General features: G+C 58.8%; 15 protein-coding genes. 8 read left to right on the forward strand and 7 right to left on the reverse strand.

The features are described 5' to 3' along the window. Positions 1-65: 65 nt before the first annotated feature. Positions 66-1,172: a bifunctional DNA-binding transcriptional regulator/O6-methylguanine-DNA methyltransferase Ada gene (gene ada / locus RYC18_RS23395; protein ID WP_316886910.1), complete on the forward strand. Its 1,107-nt coding sequence runs from the start codon at positions 66-68 to the stop codon at positions 1,170-1,172. Here the strand turns inward: ada and ampC are convergent. Together ampC and RYC18_RS23405 are read right to left on the reverse strand one after the other, a co-directional pair. Further along, a complete protein-coding gene (ampC, locus tag RYC18_RS23400) occupies positions 1,161-2,318 on the reverse strand; it encodes a class C beta-lactamase (RefSeq protein WP_316886911.1) in 1,158 nt (385 codons plus the stop codon). The two genes, ada and ampC, sit on opposite strands and share 12 nt — an antisense overlap. After that, positions 2,318-2,464, reverse strand: a complete 147-nt coding sequence (locus RYC18_RS23405; protein WP_005744526.1) for a hypothetical protein — start codon at positions 2,462-2,464, stop codon at positions 2,318-2,320. The genes ampC and RYC18_RS23405 overlap by 1 nt, the downstream gene beginning before the upstream one ends. Here RYC18_RS23405 and RYC18_RS23410 point away from each other — a divergent pair. Together RYC18_RS23410 and zapE are read left to right on the forward strand one after the other, a co-directional pair. Continuing rightward, the gene (locus RYC18_RS23410; protein ID WP_316886912.1) at positions 2,463-3,908 is read left to right on the forward strand and encodes a SulP family inorganic anion transporter; all 1,446 of its coding nucleotides are present in this window, start codon (positions 2,463-2,465) and stop codon (positions 3,906-3,908) included. The genes RYC18_RS23405 and RYC18_RS23410 overlap by 2 nt on opposite strands. A 50-nt stretch (positions 3,909-3,958) precedes the next feature. Continuing rightward, positions 3,959-5,074, forward strand: coding sequence for a cell division protein ZapE (gene zapE, locus RYC18_RS23415; protein ID WP_004665791.1), 1,116 nt, complete (start codon positions 3,959-3,961; stop codon positions 5,072-5,074). Between the two features lie 3 nt (positions 5,075-5,077). Here zapE and rarD read toward each other — a convergent pair whose 3' ends face one another. Continuing rightward, positions 5,078-5,962, reverse strand: a complete 885-nt coding sequence (gene rarD / locus RYC18_RS23420; protein WP_005744523.1) for an EamA family transporter RarD — start codon at positions 5,960-5,962, stop codon at positions 5,078-5,080. A gap of 224 nt (positions 5,963-6,186) precedes the next feature. On the opposite strand from rarD, the gene RYC18_RS23425 reads away from it, so the two are divergent. Beyond that, positions 6,187-7,338 carry an MFS transporter gene (locus tag RYC18_RS23425; protein WP_005744522.1) on the forward strand — a complete coding sequence of 384 codons (1,152 nt, stop codon included), beginning with the start codon at positions 6,187-6,189 and terminating at the stop codon, positions 7,336-7,338. Positions 7,339-7,344: 6 nt separating this feature from the next. On the opposite strand, the gene RYC18_RS23430 is transcribed toward RYC18_RS23425, so the two are convergent. Both RYC18_RS23430 and RYC18_RS23435 read right to left on the reverse strand, forming a co-directional pair. Next, complete coding sequence (locus RYC18_RS23430; protein WP_316886913.1) at positions 7,345-8,178, reverse strand: PhzF family phenazine biosynthesis protein; 834 nt, start codon at positions 8,176-8,178, stop codon at positions 7,345-7,347. Positions 8,179-8,306: 128 nt separating this feature from the next. Continuing rightward, positions 8,307-8,789: a multidrug/biocide efflux PACE transporter gene (locus RYC18_RS23435; protein ID WP_054077791.1), complete on the reverse strand. Its 483-nt coding sequence runs from the start codon at positions 8,787-8,789 to the stop codon at positions 8,307-8,309. 99 nt (positions 8,790-8,888) lie between these two features. Here RYC18_RS23435 and RYC18_RS23440 point away from each other — a divergent pair, with 99 nt between their 5' ends. The 3 genes from RYC18_RS23440 (at position 8,889) to RYC18_RS23450 (ending at position 12,390) form a co-directional block, all read left to right on the forward strand. Then, entirely contained in the window at positions 8,889-9,773 is an 885-nt protein-coding gene (locus RYC18_RS23440; RefSeq protein ID WP_002554175.1) for a LysR family transcriptional regulator, read from the forward strand. A 97-nt stretch (positions 9,774-9,870) separates the two neighbouring features. Then, a complete protein-coding gene (locus tag RYC18_RS23445; RefSeq protein WP_005744517.1) occupies positions 9,871-10,089 on the forward strand; it encodes a DUF6434 domain-containing protein in 219 nt (72 codons plus the stop codon). 207 nt (positions 10,090-10,296) lie between these two features. Further along, a complete protein-coding gene (locus RYC18_RS23450; protein ID WP_316886914.1) occupies positions 10,297-12,390 on the forward strand; it encodes a PAS domain-containing sensor histidine kinase in 2,094 nt (697 codons plus the stop codon). Between the two features lie 12 nt (positions 12,391-12,402). Here the strand turns inward: RYC18_RS23450 and RYC18_RS23455 are convergent, their stop codons facing one another. Both RYC18_RS23455 and katB read right to left on the reverse strand, forming a co-directional pair. Further along, positions 12,403-12,963, reverse strand: coding sequence for an ankyrin repeat domain-containing protein (locus RYC18_RS23455; RefSeq protein ID WP_316886915.1), 561 nt, complete (start codon positions 12,961-12,963; stop codon positions 12,403-12,405). A gap of 61 nt (positions 12,964-13,024) precedes the next feature. Next, complete coding sequence (gene katB, locus RYC18_RS23460; RefSeq protein WP_004665787.1) at positions 13,025-14,530, reverse strand: catalase KatB; 1,506 nt, start codon at positions 14,528-14,530, stop codon at positions 13,025-13,027. 568 nt (positions 14,531-15,098) lie between these two features. Between katB and RYC18_RS23465 the strand changes: the two genes are divergently transcribed. Beyond that, complete coding sequence (locus RYC18_RS23465) at positions 15,099-15,824, forward strand: GNAT family N-acetyltransferase (protein WP_316886916.1); 726 nt, start codon at positions 15,099-15,101, stop codon at positions 15,822-15,824. The last annotated feature ends 104 nt before the right edge of the window (positions 15,825-15,928 follow it).

Consider the following 15,928-nt stretch of genomic DNA (forward strand, 5'->3'; position numbering starts at 1 on the left):
AGACTCGGAGTGCCTGTGTGTTGCGACAGGGATAGGCTCATCGAAACCCAAGACAGGCCATCAGCATGGAAAACATGAAAGGCACGTTGAAAACGCGTGCGCCACGAACCGAAGAGGACCCGCGCTGGGAGATCCTGCTCAATCGTCGTTCAGGCGCGGGCGCTGACTTCGTCTACGGTGTGCTGACAACCGGTATCTATTGCAAGCCCGGCAGCCCTAGCAAACTTCCAAGGCCGGAAAACGTCGTGTTCTTTTCTTCGGCGAGCGAGGCTGAAGCTGCCGGGTTTCGCCTGTCGCGGCGCAGTGGCAGTGATCAGCAAAGCGTGGACCTCAAGCATGCTTCGGCCGTTTCCGAAGCCTGCAGGCTGATAGACGCCTGCGACTCGATGCCCAATCTCGCTGCGCTTGCAGAAAAGGTCGGGATGAGCAGTTTTCATTTTCATCGCACTTTCAAGAAACTCACCGGGTTGACGCCCAAAGCCTACAGCGTCGCGTCCTTGCGCTCGCGAGTGAAAGTCCAGCTTTCCCACGATGTGACCATCACCAGTGCGCTGTATGAAGCAGGTTTCAACTCCAACAGCCGATTCTATGAGGCTTCGCAAAAAATGCTGGGCATGAAACCTTCTGAGTACCGGGCAGGCGGGGCCAATGTCGACATCAGGTTTGCACTGGGTGAAAGCTCGCTGGGCTCGATTCTGGTGGCCAGAAGTCCCAAGGGTATCTGCGCCATTTCACTCGGAGACGACCCCAATGTGCTGGTCGAAAAGTTTCAGGATCAGTACCCCAATGCCAATCTGATCGGCGGGGATGAAGAGTTTGAACAACTTGTCGCCAGGGTCGTGGGCTTTGTCGAGTCGCCTGCGACCGGACTCGCGCTGCCGCTGGACATCCGCGGCACGGTTTTTCAGGAGCGGGTATGGCAGGCGCTCAGGGATATACCTGCCGGATCGACCGCAACCTACACCGATATCGCCACGCGTATCGGTATGCCCAGCGCAGTTCGCGCAGTGGCGAATGCGTGCGGTGCCAACACGCTGGCAGTTGCCATTCCCTGTCATCGGGTCGTGCGCAGCGACGGGTCGTTATCCGGTTATCGCTGGGGTGTCGAGCGCAAGCGCAAGCTGCTTGAAATCGAAGCTGCCGGGGGAACAGGGCTTCTTTCAGGGCTTTGAACAGCAGCCTGACTCGCCGAGAATCCGGTAGGCCAGCCTTACCCGTTCTTCATTCGGATAGTTCTTGTTGGCCAGAATCACGATGCCGAGCTGTTTTTCCGGTATGAACGCGACATAGCCACCGAAACCGTTGGTTGATCCGGTCTTGTTGACCCAGACCGCAGATTGCGCTGCCTGCGGCGGCTCGATCACTTCGGTTTTGAGGGTGTTCAGCATGGCACTGGCGTTGCCTTCAAGCAGCTGCCCCAAGCCAACCGGCATCGGATACTGCTCCCAGATCAGGTCCTGAGTCATGCCGCCGACTTTGAAATAGCTGATCCGTGTGTCACTGAGAGCGCGTTGCAGCGGCGCGTCGTACTGACCAGGCCCAAGGTGTGCCTCGACAAAACGAATCATGTCCCGAGCACTCGATTTCACGCCGTAGGCTTCACTCGCCAGAGGACCTGGGTTAACCCTGACCGGTTCGTCGAGTTTGTTGTAGCCCTGCGCATAAAGCTTCTGCTTTTCGTCGGGCACGTTCACGTAGGTGTTGCTCAGGTTCAGCGCCGGAAACAGGCGCTGCTGGAGGGCTTTTTCGTACGGCAGCTTCATGCTGCGCGCCGCAACCATGCCGAGCAGGCCCACACTGGGGTTGGCATAAGTGCGGTGGGTGCCGGGCAGGTAGTCGGGCTGCCAGGCCTTGAAATAGTCCATCAATTGACGAGTGTTCTGCACCTTGTCGGGCACTTGAAGGGGGAAGCCGCCTGCTGTGTGGGTGCCGAGGTGAAAGACCGGTATTTTGCCCAGGCGTGTGTCATTCAATTGCGGCAGGTAGGTGTCGATGCTGTCGGTCAGCGACAACTGCCCATTGGCCTGCGCCCAGGTGGCCAGTGTGGCGGTGAAGGTTTTGCTGATCGAGCCCAGTTCGAACAACGTATCGCTGGACACCGGCTGGCCGGTTGTTTTTGAGGCGACGCCGTAGTTATAGAACTGTTGTGTACCGTTGCGGGTGATAGCGATGGACATGCCTGCAATGTTGTTTTCCTGCATCACCTGCTGCGCCGCTTGCTGCACAACGGCATCAAGGTCAGGTGCCGGGTCTTGAGCGCAGGCAAGGGAAGCGTTCAGCACAAGCGCCGCGCATAACAGTGTCTTATTCCTTGGCATCACATGATTCCTTGTTGTTTTGGGTCGCCGCCGATCATCGAAGAACGCTGTTTTGAAGCCTTGCTGCGGTGGTCGGTGGCGGCGGGTTTGCGTAATATGCCTCCTTTTTTGCGCTTCCTCCACGGGGCGCGGTTCAGGTAACCCATGAAATCAATCCGTATACGCGCCGAAGTCCTGGCCGGGCTCACGACATCTTTTGCCTTGGTGCCCGAGTGCATTGCCTTTGCACTGGTGGCCCATCTCAACCCGCTGATGGGGCTCTACGGGGCGTTCATCATTTGTACGCTGACGGCCCTGTTCGGCGGGCGTCCGGGCATGGTTTCCGGCGCGGCCGGTTCGATGGCGGTGGTGATCGTCGCGCTGGTGGTGCAGCACGGCGTGCAATATTTGCTGGCGACCGTATTGCTGGGCGGTTTGATCATGATCCTGTTCGGGCTACTGCGGCTCGGCAAACTGGTGCGGCTGGTGCCTTATCCGGTGATGCTGGGCTTCGTCAACGGCCTGGCGATTGTCATCGCGATGGCGCAATTGGAGCACTTCAAGGTGGGTGAGTCATGGCTCAGCGGTACGCCGCTGTACGTGATGCTCGGTCTGGTGGCGTTGACCATGGCTATTGTCTATCTGTTGCCGCGCCTGACCCGTGTTGCACCGCCTGCGCTGGTGGCGATCCTGAGCGTCGGGCTGGCGGTTTATTTGCTCGGCCTGCCGACCCGCACCCTGGGCGACATGGCGCACATTGCCGGTGGCCTGCCGGTATTCGCCATGCCGGACATTCCGTGGAGCCTGGACACCCTGCGCATCATCGCCCCGTACGCCATCCTGATGGCGCTGGTCGGTCTGCTCGAAACCCTGCTGACCCTGAACCTGACCGACGAGACCACCGAAACCCGTGGCTATCCGGATCGAGAGTGCGTAGCGCTGGGCGCTGCCAACGTGGTCTCCGGTGCCTTTGGCGGCATGGGCGGTTGCGCGATGATCGGCCAGACGGTGATCAACCTCAGTTCCGGCGGCCGCGGTCGTGTGTCGGGCGTGGTGGCGGGTTTGATGATCCTGATGTTCGTGCTGTTTCTGTCGCCGCTGATCGAGCGCATTCCATTGGCGGCGCTGGTCGGGGTGATGTTTGTGGTTGCCCAGCAGACTTTCGCCTGGGCATCGTTGCGTGTGCTGCGCAAGGTGCCGGTCAATGACGTACTGGCGATCATTGCCGTGACCGTGGTCACGGTGCTCACCGATCTGGCCACTGCGGTGCTGTTCGGCATCATCATCGCGGCGATCAACTTTGCCTGGCAGCAGGCCCGCGAGCTGTATGCAGACAGCCATGTAGAGGCCGATGGCAGCAAGGTCTACCACCTGCACGGCACGCTGTTCTTCGCCTCGACCACACCGTTTCTCGACCAGTTCAACCCGGCCGAAGACCCGGCGCAGGTGACACTGGATTGCCGCCACCTGAGTTTCGTCGATTACTCGGCCATTGCTGCGCTCAAGACCTTGCGCGAGCGCTATGTCAAAGCGGGCAAGCATTTGCGCGTGGTGCATCTGTCCGAGCGCTGCAAGCGGCTGCTCAAGCGCGCCGGCGTGCAGCACGCATGAGCCGTTTTTAGACCGTATGTCTTTTCTCTGATACCGAAGGTGTGTGCCTGATGGATGCCGTTTCCCCGCTGCAAGCCTACGAACGTGCCGTCCAGCGTGGTTTTCAGCCTGATCAGGCGCAGTTGCAGGCTGCCCGACAGTTGCAGGCGTGCTATGAGGCCCTGGCCGATGCGCGGGGTCGGGCACAGGGCGTCTATTTGTGGGGGCCGGTCGGGCGCGGCAAGACCTGGTTGATGGACCGCTTTTTCGAAAGCCTGAGCGTGCCGGCCCGGCGTCAGCATTTTCATCACTTCATGCGCTGGGTGCACAAGCGCATGTTCGAGCTGATGGGCACGCCTCAGCCGCTGACCGTGGTCGCCAAAGAGCTGGCGCGGGAAGTGCGGGTGATGTGTTTCGATGAGTTGTTCGTGACTGACATCGGCGACGCAGTGATTCTCGGCGGGCTGCTGCAAGTGATGTTTGAAGAGGGCGTAGTGCTGGTCTGTACGTCCAATCAGCCACCGGAAAAGTTGTACAGCCACGGCCATAATCGTGAGCGCTTCCTGCCAGCGGTCGCCGCGATCCTGAAATACATGAATGTGGTGGCGGTCGACGGCGGCGAGGATCATCGCCTGCACCCCGGACAGTTGCACCAGCGTTACTGGGTTGCACAGGCCGGTCAGCCAAGTGCATTGAAGGGAATATTCGAAGCGCTGAGCGCTGGCCAGCCGGTTCACGACTCGCAGGTCATGCTCGGCTATCGCAGCATCAATGTGGTTCAGCATTCCGATACGGCAGTGTGGTGCCGCTATCGTGATCTGTGTGAACAACCGCTGGCGGCGATGGATTTTATCGCGTTGTGTGATCGTTTCTCGGTGATTCTGCTCAGCGAAGTGCCGCCCCTCAGCGCCGCCCAGCGCGAGGCGAAGATTGCCCGTGGCACCGAGGATGGCGTGGAGCAGGTGACGGCAGGCGACCGCGAGCTGCCGCAGTTATCGCCCAACGACGACGGCGTGCGACGTTTCATTGCGCTGGTGGACGAATGTTACGACCGACGCATTCCGCTGTATGTCGAAGCGCCTGTGCCGATGGACGAACTGTACACCCAGGGTTATCTGTCGTTTGCCTTTCGGCGCACCCTGAGTCGGCTTCAGGAAATGCAACTGGAGCGTTTCACCGAGACCTGAGCTTCAGGCTGCATCCCGACGGCGCTGGGTCAGCACGTGTTTGGCACCTTCGATCATCAGCACCACGACGGCCAGCCAGATCGGCAGGTAAGTCAGCCATTCATCGCGGCCGATGCTCTCGCCCAGCAACAGGGCGACGCCGACCAGCAGCACCGGCTCGACATAACTGAGCAAGCCAAACAGGCTGAACGGCAGCAAACGGCTGGCAACGATGTAACTGACCAGTGCCGAGGCACTGATGACCCCGAGCACGGGAATCAGCAGGTACAGCAGCGGTGCCTGCTGGATGGCTTGTGGATGACCGTTGGCGATAAACCACAGGCCGATGGGTAGCATCAGCAGCATGTCGAACCAGAGCCCGCCGAGGTGGTCGGTCTTGAGCTTGCGTCGCAGCACGAAGTACAGCGGATAACCGCCCGCGACCAATAGCGTCTCCCAGGAAAAGCTGCCCAGCCGCCATAGCTCATGGCCAACACCGATCATGGCAAATACCGCCGCGACCTTTTGCAGATACGAAAGGTGCTCGCCGTACACGATGCGGCCGGTGAGAATCATGCTCAGCGGCAGCAGGAAATAACCCAGCGATACCTCCAGACTGCGCCCGTGCAGCGGTGCCCACATGAAGATCAGCAATTGCGCGCCGAGCAGCACCGAAGACAGCAGCAGCGCGAAGATCAGCAGCGGTTGCTGCCTGAGCCGGACAGTCACTTCGCGGACTCGCCGCCAGTCTCCGCTGACCAGCATGAACAGCGTCGCGCATGGCACGGTGAGCAGCATGCGCCAGCCGAAGATCTCTTCACCGTCGAGCGGGGTCATCAGTGACGTATAGAAATACATGACCCCGAACAGCGTTGACGCCAGGATCGACAGCACCACACCTTTGTACACGACGGCCTCCGCGACAGCTGATTCGACAGATTGCGCACCTGTCTGGTGCGCGTGGTCGTCAGTCTACTGGCCTGAGGTGCAAAAAGCTGCAAATCGGACGGCCCTTGCACGACGATGGAACGAGCCTCATGCAAGTGCATCAGAGGTTTTGGCTAATCGATCAGCTTTGTTAGGCTGTCGCGCTGGCCGGTGTGACCGTACTCGGCAAATTACAAGGAGCATGCATGACCTCTTTCAGCACCGCAGCCCAGGATGCCAAGGCTCGGGCGGAGCAGTCTTCGACGCGTATCGCGTTTTTCATTGCCGGTTTCAGTGTCGCCTCTTGGGCGCCGCTGGTGCCTTACGTCAAACAGCGGATGGGCCTTGATGAGGGCACGCTCGGGCTTTTGTTGCTGTGCCTCGGCGTAGGCTCGATTCTCTCGATGCCGTTGGCCGGTGCGCTGGCAGCGCGGTTTGGCTGTCGGCGGTTGCTGGTCTGCTCGACGGTGTTGATCTGTCTGTGTCTACCGCTATTGGCGACGATATCCAGTCTGCCGCTACTCATAGCCACGCTGTTCCTGTTTGGCGCGAGCATGGGGGGAGTGGATTGCACGGCCAACGTTCAGGCGGTGATTGTCGAGCGTGCCAGCGGCAAGACCATGATGTCGGGATTCCATGGCCTGTTCAGCCTCGGTGGGATTGTCGGTGCCGCGGGTGTCGCCGGCTTGCTCAGTCTGGGCATCTCGCCGTTCACGGCGATGCTGATCGTGGTATTTCTGACGTTGGTTGCGCTGGCCAAAGCGGCGCCGAATCTGTTGCCTTACGGCAGTCCGGCCGATGGGCCAGCCTTTGCCATCCCGCGTGGCGTGGTGCTGTTCATCGGCCTGCTGTGCTTCACCGTATTTCTGGCCGAAGGCGCAATGCTTGACTGGAGCGCGGTATTCCTGACCTCGTTGCGTGGTGTCGAAGCGTCGTATGCCGGACTGGGCTATGCGGTATTCGCCGCGACCATGACCCTGGGGCGGTTGTTTGGCGATGCGGTGGTAAAACGGGTGGGCTCCAATCGAGTGATCATTCTTGGCGGGCTGTGTGCCGCAGCGGGGCTGGCCGTCGCGACATTGATCCCGGTCTGGCAGGCGGCGCTGCTGGGGTATGCATTGGTAGGCGCGGGTTGCTCGAACATCGTACCGGTCTGCTACAGCGCAGTCGGTCGGCAGAAGACCATGCCGGAAAGCGTGGCGATTCCGGCGATCACCACGGTTGGTTACGCCGGGATTCTGATTGGTCCTGCGGCAATCGGTTTCATCGCCCATGTCAGCAGCCTTGAGCTGGCGTTCATGATCGTTGCCGTGATGCTCTTGGGCGTGGCTATCGGCGGCAGCAAACTCAGGACCTGATTCTGACTACAACCTGCGCGCCATCCCCGACACCCGGATCGAACTCCCGGGCTGCTCGGGGATTTCGGCGCGCAGACGTGACGGGCTGCCCATGTCCTCGCCCTGAATAATGTCTATCAGGCCACCGTGCGGCCAGCCTATATCGCGCAGATAACCACCCAGGGCCGCCGTGGCCGCACCGGTAGCCGGGTCTTCATAAACGCCGCCGAAGGCAAACGGGTTGCGAGTGTGGAACAGCTGTTCGGTTTCGGCCCATACCAGCAAAATAGTCGCCCAGCCTTCGCGTACCATCAGCTCTCGACCGGCCTGCTGGTCATAGTGCATAGCCTTGAGCTGTGCCCGGCTGTTCAGCGCCAGCACAAGGTGCCCGGCACCGCCGTTGATATGCGCTGGCTTAATGCGTTCATCCAGATCGTTGTGCGTGTAGCCGAATAGCGCCAGGGCCTCTTCCAGCAACTGCGCGCTGATCGGCTTGCTGAAGGTCGGTGGCGATTGCAGTGCTGCCGAAGTCAGGGAGCCTTGCGCATGACCCTCGACAGTGATCTGCGCCTGATTGAGCGTCAGGTTGAACACGCCGTCGCCTTGCCGTGCCGCCAGCGCTGCGCCCAAAGCGATGGTCGCGTGTCCGCAGAACGGGACCTCTGCCAGCGGCGAGAAATAACGCACACGCCAGCAACCTTCCACAGGAGCGGCAAACACGGTTTCGGAAAAGCCGACCTCGGCGGCAAGCTGCTGCATGACGACGTCATCGGGCAGCGCATCGCCAATCCACACGCCTGCCGGGTTTCCACCGCGATCGCCATCGCTGAATGCCGCCAGTTTGAGTATTTCAGTTGTCATTGAAGGGTGTCCTTGCCGTGGTCATTGGGCGACAGTGTGCAACGGAGCTGATTTGATAATCCAGTGAGAAGAACTGATGCGGTGCATCTATATGGCTGATGCCTGAGCGCCCGCGCAGACGTCTTCTCTCAAAGCACCTCACACCTGGCCATACGCCGCTGCACTACACGTGCACGCAATGCGTCGTAGGCCCAATTGAACAGCATGGTGTAAGGCAGAAACATCAGCAGCAGACCGATATCCAGCCAGAATGCTTCCATCAGGCTGATCGTCAGCCACCATGCGGCCAGTGGCACGACGGCCAGAATCAGTCCGGCTTCGAAACCTGTTGCGTGCAGCACGCGAGTGGTCAAGCTCATGGCAAATCCGTACCTGTTGCGCAGCCTGTCGAACAGGGCGTTGTAGAGCATGTTCCAAAGCATGGCGATGGTGGAGATCATCACTGTCATGGCGCCCATCATTGCCAGCGAATGGTTCATGAGCCAGGCCAGCAGCGGTGCGACCAGAATCACGCCACCGATCTCGAACAGGCTGGCGTGCAGCGCCCTTTCACGCAGGGTCTTGGACGCTACGGATGCGTGCTGGCTGGCGTGTTGTGGGCTGTTGCTCATGATAAGACTGTCCTTTGTGCTCGTGGGTGGCAGCATTATCATCGGTGTTTGCGTTAACCTGAAAATCAATACCATCGGTAAAGCCGATAAGAGAGTGTCATGAGTTATTCACCGGAAGCCCTGGAAGCCTTCGCCCAGATTGCCGCGCTGGGTTCGTTCAGTGCAGCTGCACGCCGTCTGGGCAAGAGTCAGTCGACGATCAGTGAAGCAATTGCCCGCCTGGAGATCGATTTTGGGCTGGAGCTGTTCGATCGCTCTTCCAGGCAGCCGGTTCTGACCGAAGCCGGGCGGGTCATGCTTGGCCGTGTCGATGACCTGTTGTGCGCCTCGGACCGACTGCGCCGGGCTGCTGCAAGGCTTGCGGCAGGCGTCGAGCCAAGGCTGACGCTGGTGCTGTCGGACGCCAACCAGTTCGCCGATTTCGAGCGGCTGATGACCGAGCTGGATCAGCGCTTTCCAGAGTTGGAGATGGAATGCGTATTCGCCGAGCACGGTGATGCCATCAGCCTGGTGCAGTCGGGCAGGGCATCATTGGGGCTGCTGTCGGCGCAAGCCAGCTACCCACCGGAGATCGGTCACGCGACCATCGACGAAAGTGCCGATTTCGGTCTGTTCGTCTCGCATAAACATCCGCTTGCCGCGCTGGAACGGGTCGATTATCAGCAACTGGCGGGTTACCGCGCATTGCGCCTCAACACGCTGGTCGAGCACAGCATCCCCACCGACGACCTGCCCACCAGCGGTCACCGTCATTGGTCAGCGCCCAATTACCTGCTGTTGATGGACATGGCTGCCTTCGGTTTTGGCTGGTCGGCGTTGCCGCGCTGGCTGGTGTCGCGCTATTCGGGCGGGCTGCTCAAAGAGCTGAAAGTCTCGGGCTGGCCGCGTCGCTCGGCGGTCGATGTCATCTGGTCATTCCAGCGCAGCCTGGGGCCAGCAGGTGCATGGCTGCTGGAGTCGCTGGTGCCGTTTGCCGGAGAGTAAGCGGATCGGCTCTCATAACCGGCAGTCAGCAGTCGCGGGGCCTGCTGATTTCCAGCTATAAAGCACAGACTTTCAACACTGTCGGGTAGGGTAACGCATGACATTCGACTGGCACTCCGATCCTGTTACACGTGATACCCCGGTGGACGACCGCTACCGAAATACGCAGAACGTGAGGCGCTTCATGACCGGACAATGCGGGCCGTCGTTCAGGTTCGACCGGCCATTCATGGCGTGGATCACTGATGGCGAGCCCAAAAACATGGGCCAGGTCGTGGATGAATGGTTGCTTCTGCGAACAGCAGGATCGGAATGAGCTGACGTTGTGTGCTGTTGGAGGGCTGCTCGGCCGGGCTCGCTCTGGCTGTATCGAGAAGCACATACCGCCCTGACTTTCGAAAATCATCGATTTTCGAATGCAAAATGCCATTATTTTTGCAACTGAGCGTTTTTTCTCGTAGCGTGCTCGTGCCGCCCTGCCTGAAGGGAACTCGGCGCAACCCACACCGCAGGTGCCTCCGCCGTGACCCCGACAGATCTACAACATCTCCAGAGCCGATTATCGGCTCTGGAGCAGGAAAACGCCTCGCTTAAAGAGCGCCTGAGCGTCAGTGGTCAGGAGGCCGAAAACGCCCTGGCGCACTCTCAGGAGCGTTATCGTTTTCTGTTCAACGCGATGGATGAAGGCTTTTGCATCATCGAGTTCTTTGACGGCCCGCACGGCCCGTTGAGCGATTACATTCATATTGAAGCCAACCCGGCTTACGAGTATCACGCCGGCATTCCCAATGTGGTGGGCAAGAAGCTGCGCGAGATGGTTCGCGAAGAGGCGGATGGCTGGGTCGAGTTCTACGGCAAGGTATTGCGCACCGGTGAGCCGGTCCGCTTCGAGCGCGAGCTGGTGGCGACCGGGCGCTACCTGGCACTGACCGCGTTCCGCATCGAGCCGGCCAGCCGCAAGCAGGTAGCGGTGTTGTTTCAAGACATCACCGAACGCAAGCGCGCAGAGCTGGCGTTACAGCAGATGAATGAAACGCTGGAGGCTCGTATTGTCGAGGCCGTCGCCGAGCGCAATGTGCTCGCCGATGTCGTCAATGGCACCAATGCATTCATCCATGTCATCGACGCCAATTACCGCTGGATGGCCATCAATGGCTCAGCGCTACGCGAGTTCGAGCGTCTTTTTGGCGTCCGTCCTCAGGTAGGCGACAATATGCTCGACCTGCTGGACGACTGTCCGCAGAGCAAAGCGGGCCTTAAGCAGCGCTGGACGCGGGCGTTGGCAGGCGAGGAGTTTGCCGAAAGCGTCAGCTTCAGCGATTCGAAGGATCCGGCCAGCCACTTCGAAATGCGTTATAGCACGCTTCGCGATGCACAAGGCCAGGCCATTGGCGCGTACCTGTTTGCCTACGATGTCAGCGAACGGTTGCGAGAGCAGGAACGCTTGGCTCAGGCTGAGGATGCCTTGCGCCAGTCGCAGAAGATGGAAGCGGTTGGTCAGTTGACTGGCGGTATCGCCCACGACTTCAACAACCTGCTGACTGGTATCACCGGCTCGCTGGAACTGCTCAAGACGCGCATGAGCCAGGGCCGTTTCACTGAAATAGATCGCTACATAGGGGCTGCGCAGGATGCATCCAAGCGTGCAGCGTCGCTGACTCACCGGCTGCTGGCGTTTTCACGTCGACAAACGCTGGACCCCAAGGCGGTCGACATCAACCGGCTGGTGATCGGGATGGAAGAGCTGATTCGACGTACGGTCGGACCTCACATCACGCTGGAAGTCGTGACCTCAGTCGGGTTGTGGTCGACGTTCATTGACGCCCCGCAACTGGAAAATGCGCTGTTGAACCTGTGTATCAATGCCAGGGATGCCATGCCGCGAGGCGGGCGAATCACCATCGAAACCGCTAACCGGTGGATTGACGAGCGCGGCTCCCAGAGCCGGGACCTGACACCGGGGCAATACCTGTCGCTGTGTGTCAGTGACACCGGTACCGGCATGTCGCCTGAGGTTATCAACCGCGCGTTCGACCCGTTTTTCACCACCAAGCCACTCGGGCAGGGCACGGGTCTGGGATTGTCGATGGTGTACGGTTTTGTGCGCCAGTCCGGTGGGCAGGTGCGTATCTACTCTGAACCTGAGCAGGGCACGACCATGTGCCTGTACCTGCCGCGTCATTACCTTGGGGCTGCGGAAGAGGTCGAGGCTGTCGAGACTTGCGAATCGGCGCCTGCGCAGACCGAGCGTACGGTGATGATTGTCGACGATGAGCCGACCATCCGCATGCTGGTGGCCGAAGTGCTGGAGGATCAGGGGTATATCCCGATCGAGGCGGGCGAGGGCGCGTCTGCGCTGAAGATGCTGGAGTCCGATATGCGTATCGACCTGCTGGTAACCGACGTCGGGTTGCCTGGCGGCATGAACGGTCGGCAACTGGCGGATGCTGCGCGCATCATTCGACCAGACCTTAAAGTGCTGTTCATCACCGGTTATGCTGAGAACGCCATCATTGGTAACGGCCATCTGGATCCGGGGATGTGGGTGCTCACCAAGCCGTTCACCATGGACGCGTTCGCCAGCCGCATCTACGAAATGATCGAACGCAAGGATTGAGTCCAAAAAACGTCAGCGGGCAGGCAGTGTCTGGAATTCGCCTTTCGACAAGCCCTGCACGTCGTTGCCCATGCTGTCACGGATGGTCAGGTCGGCACCCCGGTCGGTCAACGCCTTGAGCACTTCAGTGCGTTTGAACAGCGCCGCGTACATGGCCGCCGTCTGCCCGGCATTGTTGGTCAGGTTTGGGCCGCAATCGGCCTGAACCAGGCGCTTGGCGATGCTCAGTTCACCCTTGAAAATCGCGCCCATCAGTGCAGTGTTGCCGCGATTGTCCTTGGCGCAAGGGTCAGCACCGGCATTGATCAGGCGTTCCACCGAATCTTCATGGCCGTGATAGGCGGCCAGAATAAGGCCGGTATAGCCCTGTTCGTCACGCACGTTGAGGTCGTAATGGGCTTCGATGAAGGTGTCCAGCATCGGGTTGTTGCCTTCACGGGACGCGTCGAAAAACAGCGTGCGCAACTGGCTGGCGGTCTGTTCAGCGGTCAGTTCGGAAGCGGGTACAGGGGCGGGTGGGGTTGCGTTTGCGGCTGCAGCAAACAGCAGCAAGGCATAGATCAGATTTTTCACAGGCGTTCTCCTGGCTGGAACCGCCCCGGCGTCGTAAACGCCGGAGCGGGACATCAGATCATCAGTCTTTGAGGCTTGCAGCCAGCGACTTGACCTTGCTCAGATCGCCCTTGGCGACTTCGGTTACCCGAGTGCCGTAGTCCGGATCTGCCTTGTACAGGAACGACAGCATAATGTTCTTGCTTTCGGTGTCGGTGTCAGCCAGCGACTCGCCAAAGCTCTGTACCAGGTCGGTCTTCTCTTTAGGGCTGTAGGAGCGATACAGATCACCCGCCTGCTTGAAGTTCTGCTCACGCGTAATCTTCGCCTGCTGGGTGGTGCCGCTGATCGGCAGTTCGCTGTAGCGCGCTTTTTCGTCGGCTGGACGTGGCTCCAGACGGCTCGGCTCATAGTTGACGCCGCTGGTGGTGTGACCGGTATTCAGAGCACCGTCCTGATTACCGTTGTTCACCGCAACCTTGGGCTGGTTGACCGGCAGGCTCAGACCATTCGCGCCCAGGCGATACATCTGGGTGTCGGCGTAGGAGAACACACGGCCTTGCAGCAGACGGTCCTCGGAAGGCTCGATACCAGGAACCAGGTTAGCCGGGGCCATGGCGACCTGTTCGGTTTCCTGGAAGAAGTTGTCGACGTTCTTGTTCAAGACCATCTGACCGATTTTCTTCTCAGGGACATCAGGCCAGATCTTGGTGGCGTCCAGAGGGTCGAAGTCGAATTTCGACAGCTCTTCAGGCTTCAGGACCTGAACGTACAAGTCCCATTTCGGGAAATCGCCTTTTTTGATGGCACCGACCAGATCGTTGGTCAGGTGGCTGTAGTCCTTGGACTGGACCTGAGCGACTTCTTTCGGATCAAGGTTCTTGATGCCTTGCAGGGTCTTCCAGTGGAACTTGACGTAGTGCACTTCGCCTTTGGCATTCACCAGTTTGTAGGCGTGTACGCCGTTGCCGTCCATGAAGCGATAGCCTGCAGGCGTACCCTCATTTGAATACAGCAGTGTCAGCGTACGGGTGGCTTCTGGAACATGCGAGAAGAAGTCAAAGCGACGCGAATCGTTGTCCAGGTTGGTACGCGGGTCAGGCTTGAAGGCGTGGACCATGTCCGGGAACTTGATGGCGTCACGGATGAAGAAGGTTGGAAAGTTGTTGCCTACCAGGTCCCAGTTACCGTCTGCCGTGTAGAACTTGGTGGCGAAGCCGTGTGGGTCGCGCAGGGTTTCAGGCGAGTGGTTGCCATGGACAACGGAGGAAAAGCGCACGAAGACCGGGGTTTTTTCGCCCGATTTGAACACCGTGGCCTTGCTCAGATCGCTGATATCGGCCGATGCGGTGAACTCACCTTTGACACCCGTGCCGCGAGCGTGGACCACGCGCTCCGGAATACGCTCGCGATCAAAGCGCTGCAGCTTTTGCAACAGCTGCACATCTTGCAGCAGGACAGGCCCTTGGGCGCCTGCAGTCTGAGAGTTCTGATTGTCGCCGACGACGGCACCATTGTCGCGAGTCAGGGTGTCTGCTGCATAGGCGGTCGGAACAGTAACGAGACCGACTGCAGTCAGACACACCATGTGTCTGGACCAGTTTAATAACGGCATTTTGAATCCCTCATATTTTTAGTAGGCCGGTTTATCTTAGGCGCGTGAGGGCAGGGCGGTGATTATAAAAATATATCGGGGTGATTAAGATAAATACTGAGAGGGGAGAGGAACCGAGTAAAAAACTTTCCCAATTAGTTGAATAATTTCCTTAGTTATGAGAAAGACGGGCTACAGGTGAACGTATAAAAAATCATGGTTTTAGTTATGTATGACAATGAAAATAAAGGAATTTTTATTAAATGTTGGTATTAATAAAAGGCACGTTTAATCACGCTATTCAAGGTTAATAGTAATCATTATCATTTTGAAAGCTCGTCAATAATAAAGTGCTGGCGTCCCGGTATGGAACGATCGTGCAACTAAATAATGTGACATTCAAGATTGCTGGCTTTTTGATATTGTCTTCTGAGGTCGTCGTATAAGTTACAACTAAGTTATCCTGCGGCAAAGTGACATTATCGGTTTTGAAAGCGTTGACGCGCTATCATGTGGCCACATCCTGTGCAGCCACACCCCGTTCAATGGAGCCCCTCGTCTCATGCCCACCATCATGTTGCTACAAACCCCGCCACCGGAGTTCATCCGTAGCCAGATCCAGCAGATGGTCGTGGACTACGTGACCGACATCAGCATGGTAGCCATTGCGCCGAGCAATCCGCTGTACAACTTGTATCAGTATGGCGTGGGGTATGAGGTGCATCTCTACCTGAACGCCATGGACGGCTCGCAAAACCTGGCGGTCGAACTGATCGTCGCGCTGGACGATGAGGACCCGGAAACCGTATTGGGGTTTTTACTGTACCTGCCTGTGCAGGATGATCCACAGGCTTGTGCCGTGGCCTATATGGCGGTGCGCGAAAGCCATCGTCGCCAGGGCATTGCACGCTCGATGCTGAATAAGATGGTCGGCCGCTACCCGCACGCAGAACTGTATTGCGTGGTGGGCAAAGTGGCGTATTTCGAAGCGCTGGGCTTCCAGGTCCTGGGCGCACGCGGCCCGCAGGTCATCATGAACACCTTGGATCATGGAACGGATGGCCTGCTTGCGGTCATGGACATCGCTCCGATCTACAGCTCGGTGGAAGTGCGTCAGATTCATGCGTACTTGCTCAAACAGCACGGCAAGAGAGCGATGGTCGATGCAGAGAAGCAGCGTGACCGTCATCTCGACCGTATGACCCGGGATGCCAGGGCGTTCGCCGAGCAGCGTCTTGAAAATCGTGGCGTGCCGGAAGGTGTTGCGCAAGCGTCAAGGCTGCACTGACAGCCAGGGTGTCGCGCAGGCAGACCTGTATTGATAGACGGAGGTAGTTGCACAAGCGCTATCTATCAAAAAGTGGGGAGTGCGTTGGAACGATCCAAATGGAG

Origin of the sequence: Pseudomonas syringae group sp. 247E2 (genome assembly GCF_032587795.1) — a bacterium.
Classification (GTDB): domain Bacteria; phylum Pseudomonadota; class Gammaproteobacteria; order Pseudomonadales; family Pseudomonadaceae; genus Aquipseudomonas; species Aquipseudomonas amygdali.

Excerpts from the sequence above, each read along its gene's own strand:
- RYC18_RS23435 (WP_054077791.1), bottom strand. The coding sequence starts at position 8,789 with ATGAGCAACAGCCCACAACACGCCAGCCAGCACGCATCCGTAGCGTCC.
- zapE (WP_004665791.1), top strand. The coding sequence starts at position 3,959 with ATGGATGCCGTTTCCCCGCTGCAAGCCTACGAACGTGCCGTCCAGCGT.
- RYC18_RS23445 (WP_005744517.1), top strand. The coding sequence starts at position 9,871 with ATGACATTCGACTGGCACTCCGATCCTGTTACACGTGATACCCCGGTG.
- katB (WP_004665787.1), bottom strand. The coding sequence starts at position 14,530 with ATGGTGTGTCTGACTGCAGTCGGTCTCGTTACTGTTCCGACCGCCTAT.
- RYC18_RS23430 (WP_316886913.1), bottom strand. The coding sequence starts at position 8,178 with ATGACAACTGAAATACTCAAACTGGCGGCATTCAGCGATGGCGATCGC.
- RYC18_RS23465 (WP_316886916.1), top strand. The coding sequence starts at position 15,099 with ATGCCCACCATCATGTTGCTACAAACCCCGCCACCGGAGTTCATCCGT.
- RYC18_RS23425 (WP_005744522.1), top strand. The coding sequence starts at position 6,187 with ATGACCTCTTTCAGCACCGCAGCCCAGGATGCCAAGGCTCGGGCGGAG.
- ada (WP_316886910.1), top strand. The coding sequence starts at position 66 with ATGGAAAACATGAAAGGCACGTTGAAAACGCGTGCGCCACGAACCGAA.
- RYC18_RS23405 (WP_005744526.1), bottom strand. The coding sequence starts at position 2,464 with ATGGGTTACCTGAACCGCGCCCCGTGGAGGAAGCGCAAAAAAGGAGGC.
- ampC (WP_316886911.1), bottom strand. The coding sequence starts at position 2,318 with ATGCCAAGGAATAAGACACTGTTATGCGCGGCGCTTGTGCTGAACGCT.
- RYC18_RS23440 (WP_002554175.1), top strand. The coding sequence starts at position 8,889 with ATGAGTTATTCACCGGAAGCCCTGGAAGCCTTCGCCCAGATTGCCGCG.
- RYC18_RS23410 (WP_316886912.1), top strand. The coding sequence starts at position 2,463 with ATGAAATCAATCCGTATACGCGCCGAAGTCCTGGCCGGGCTCACGACA.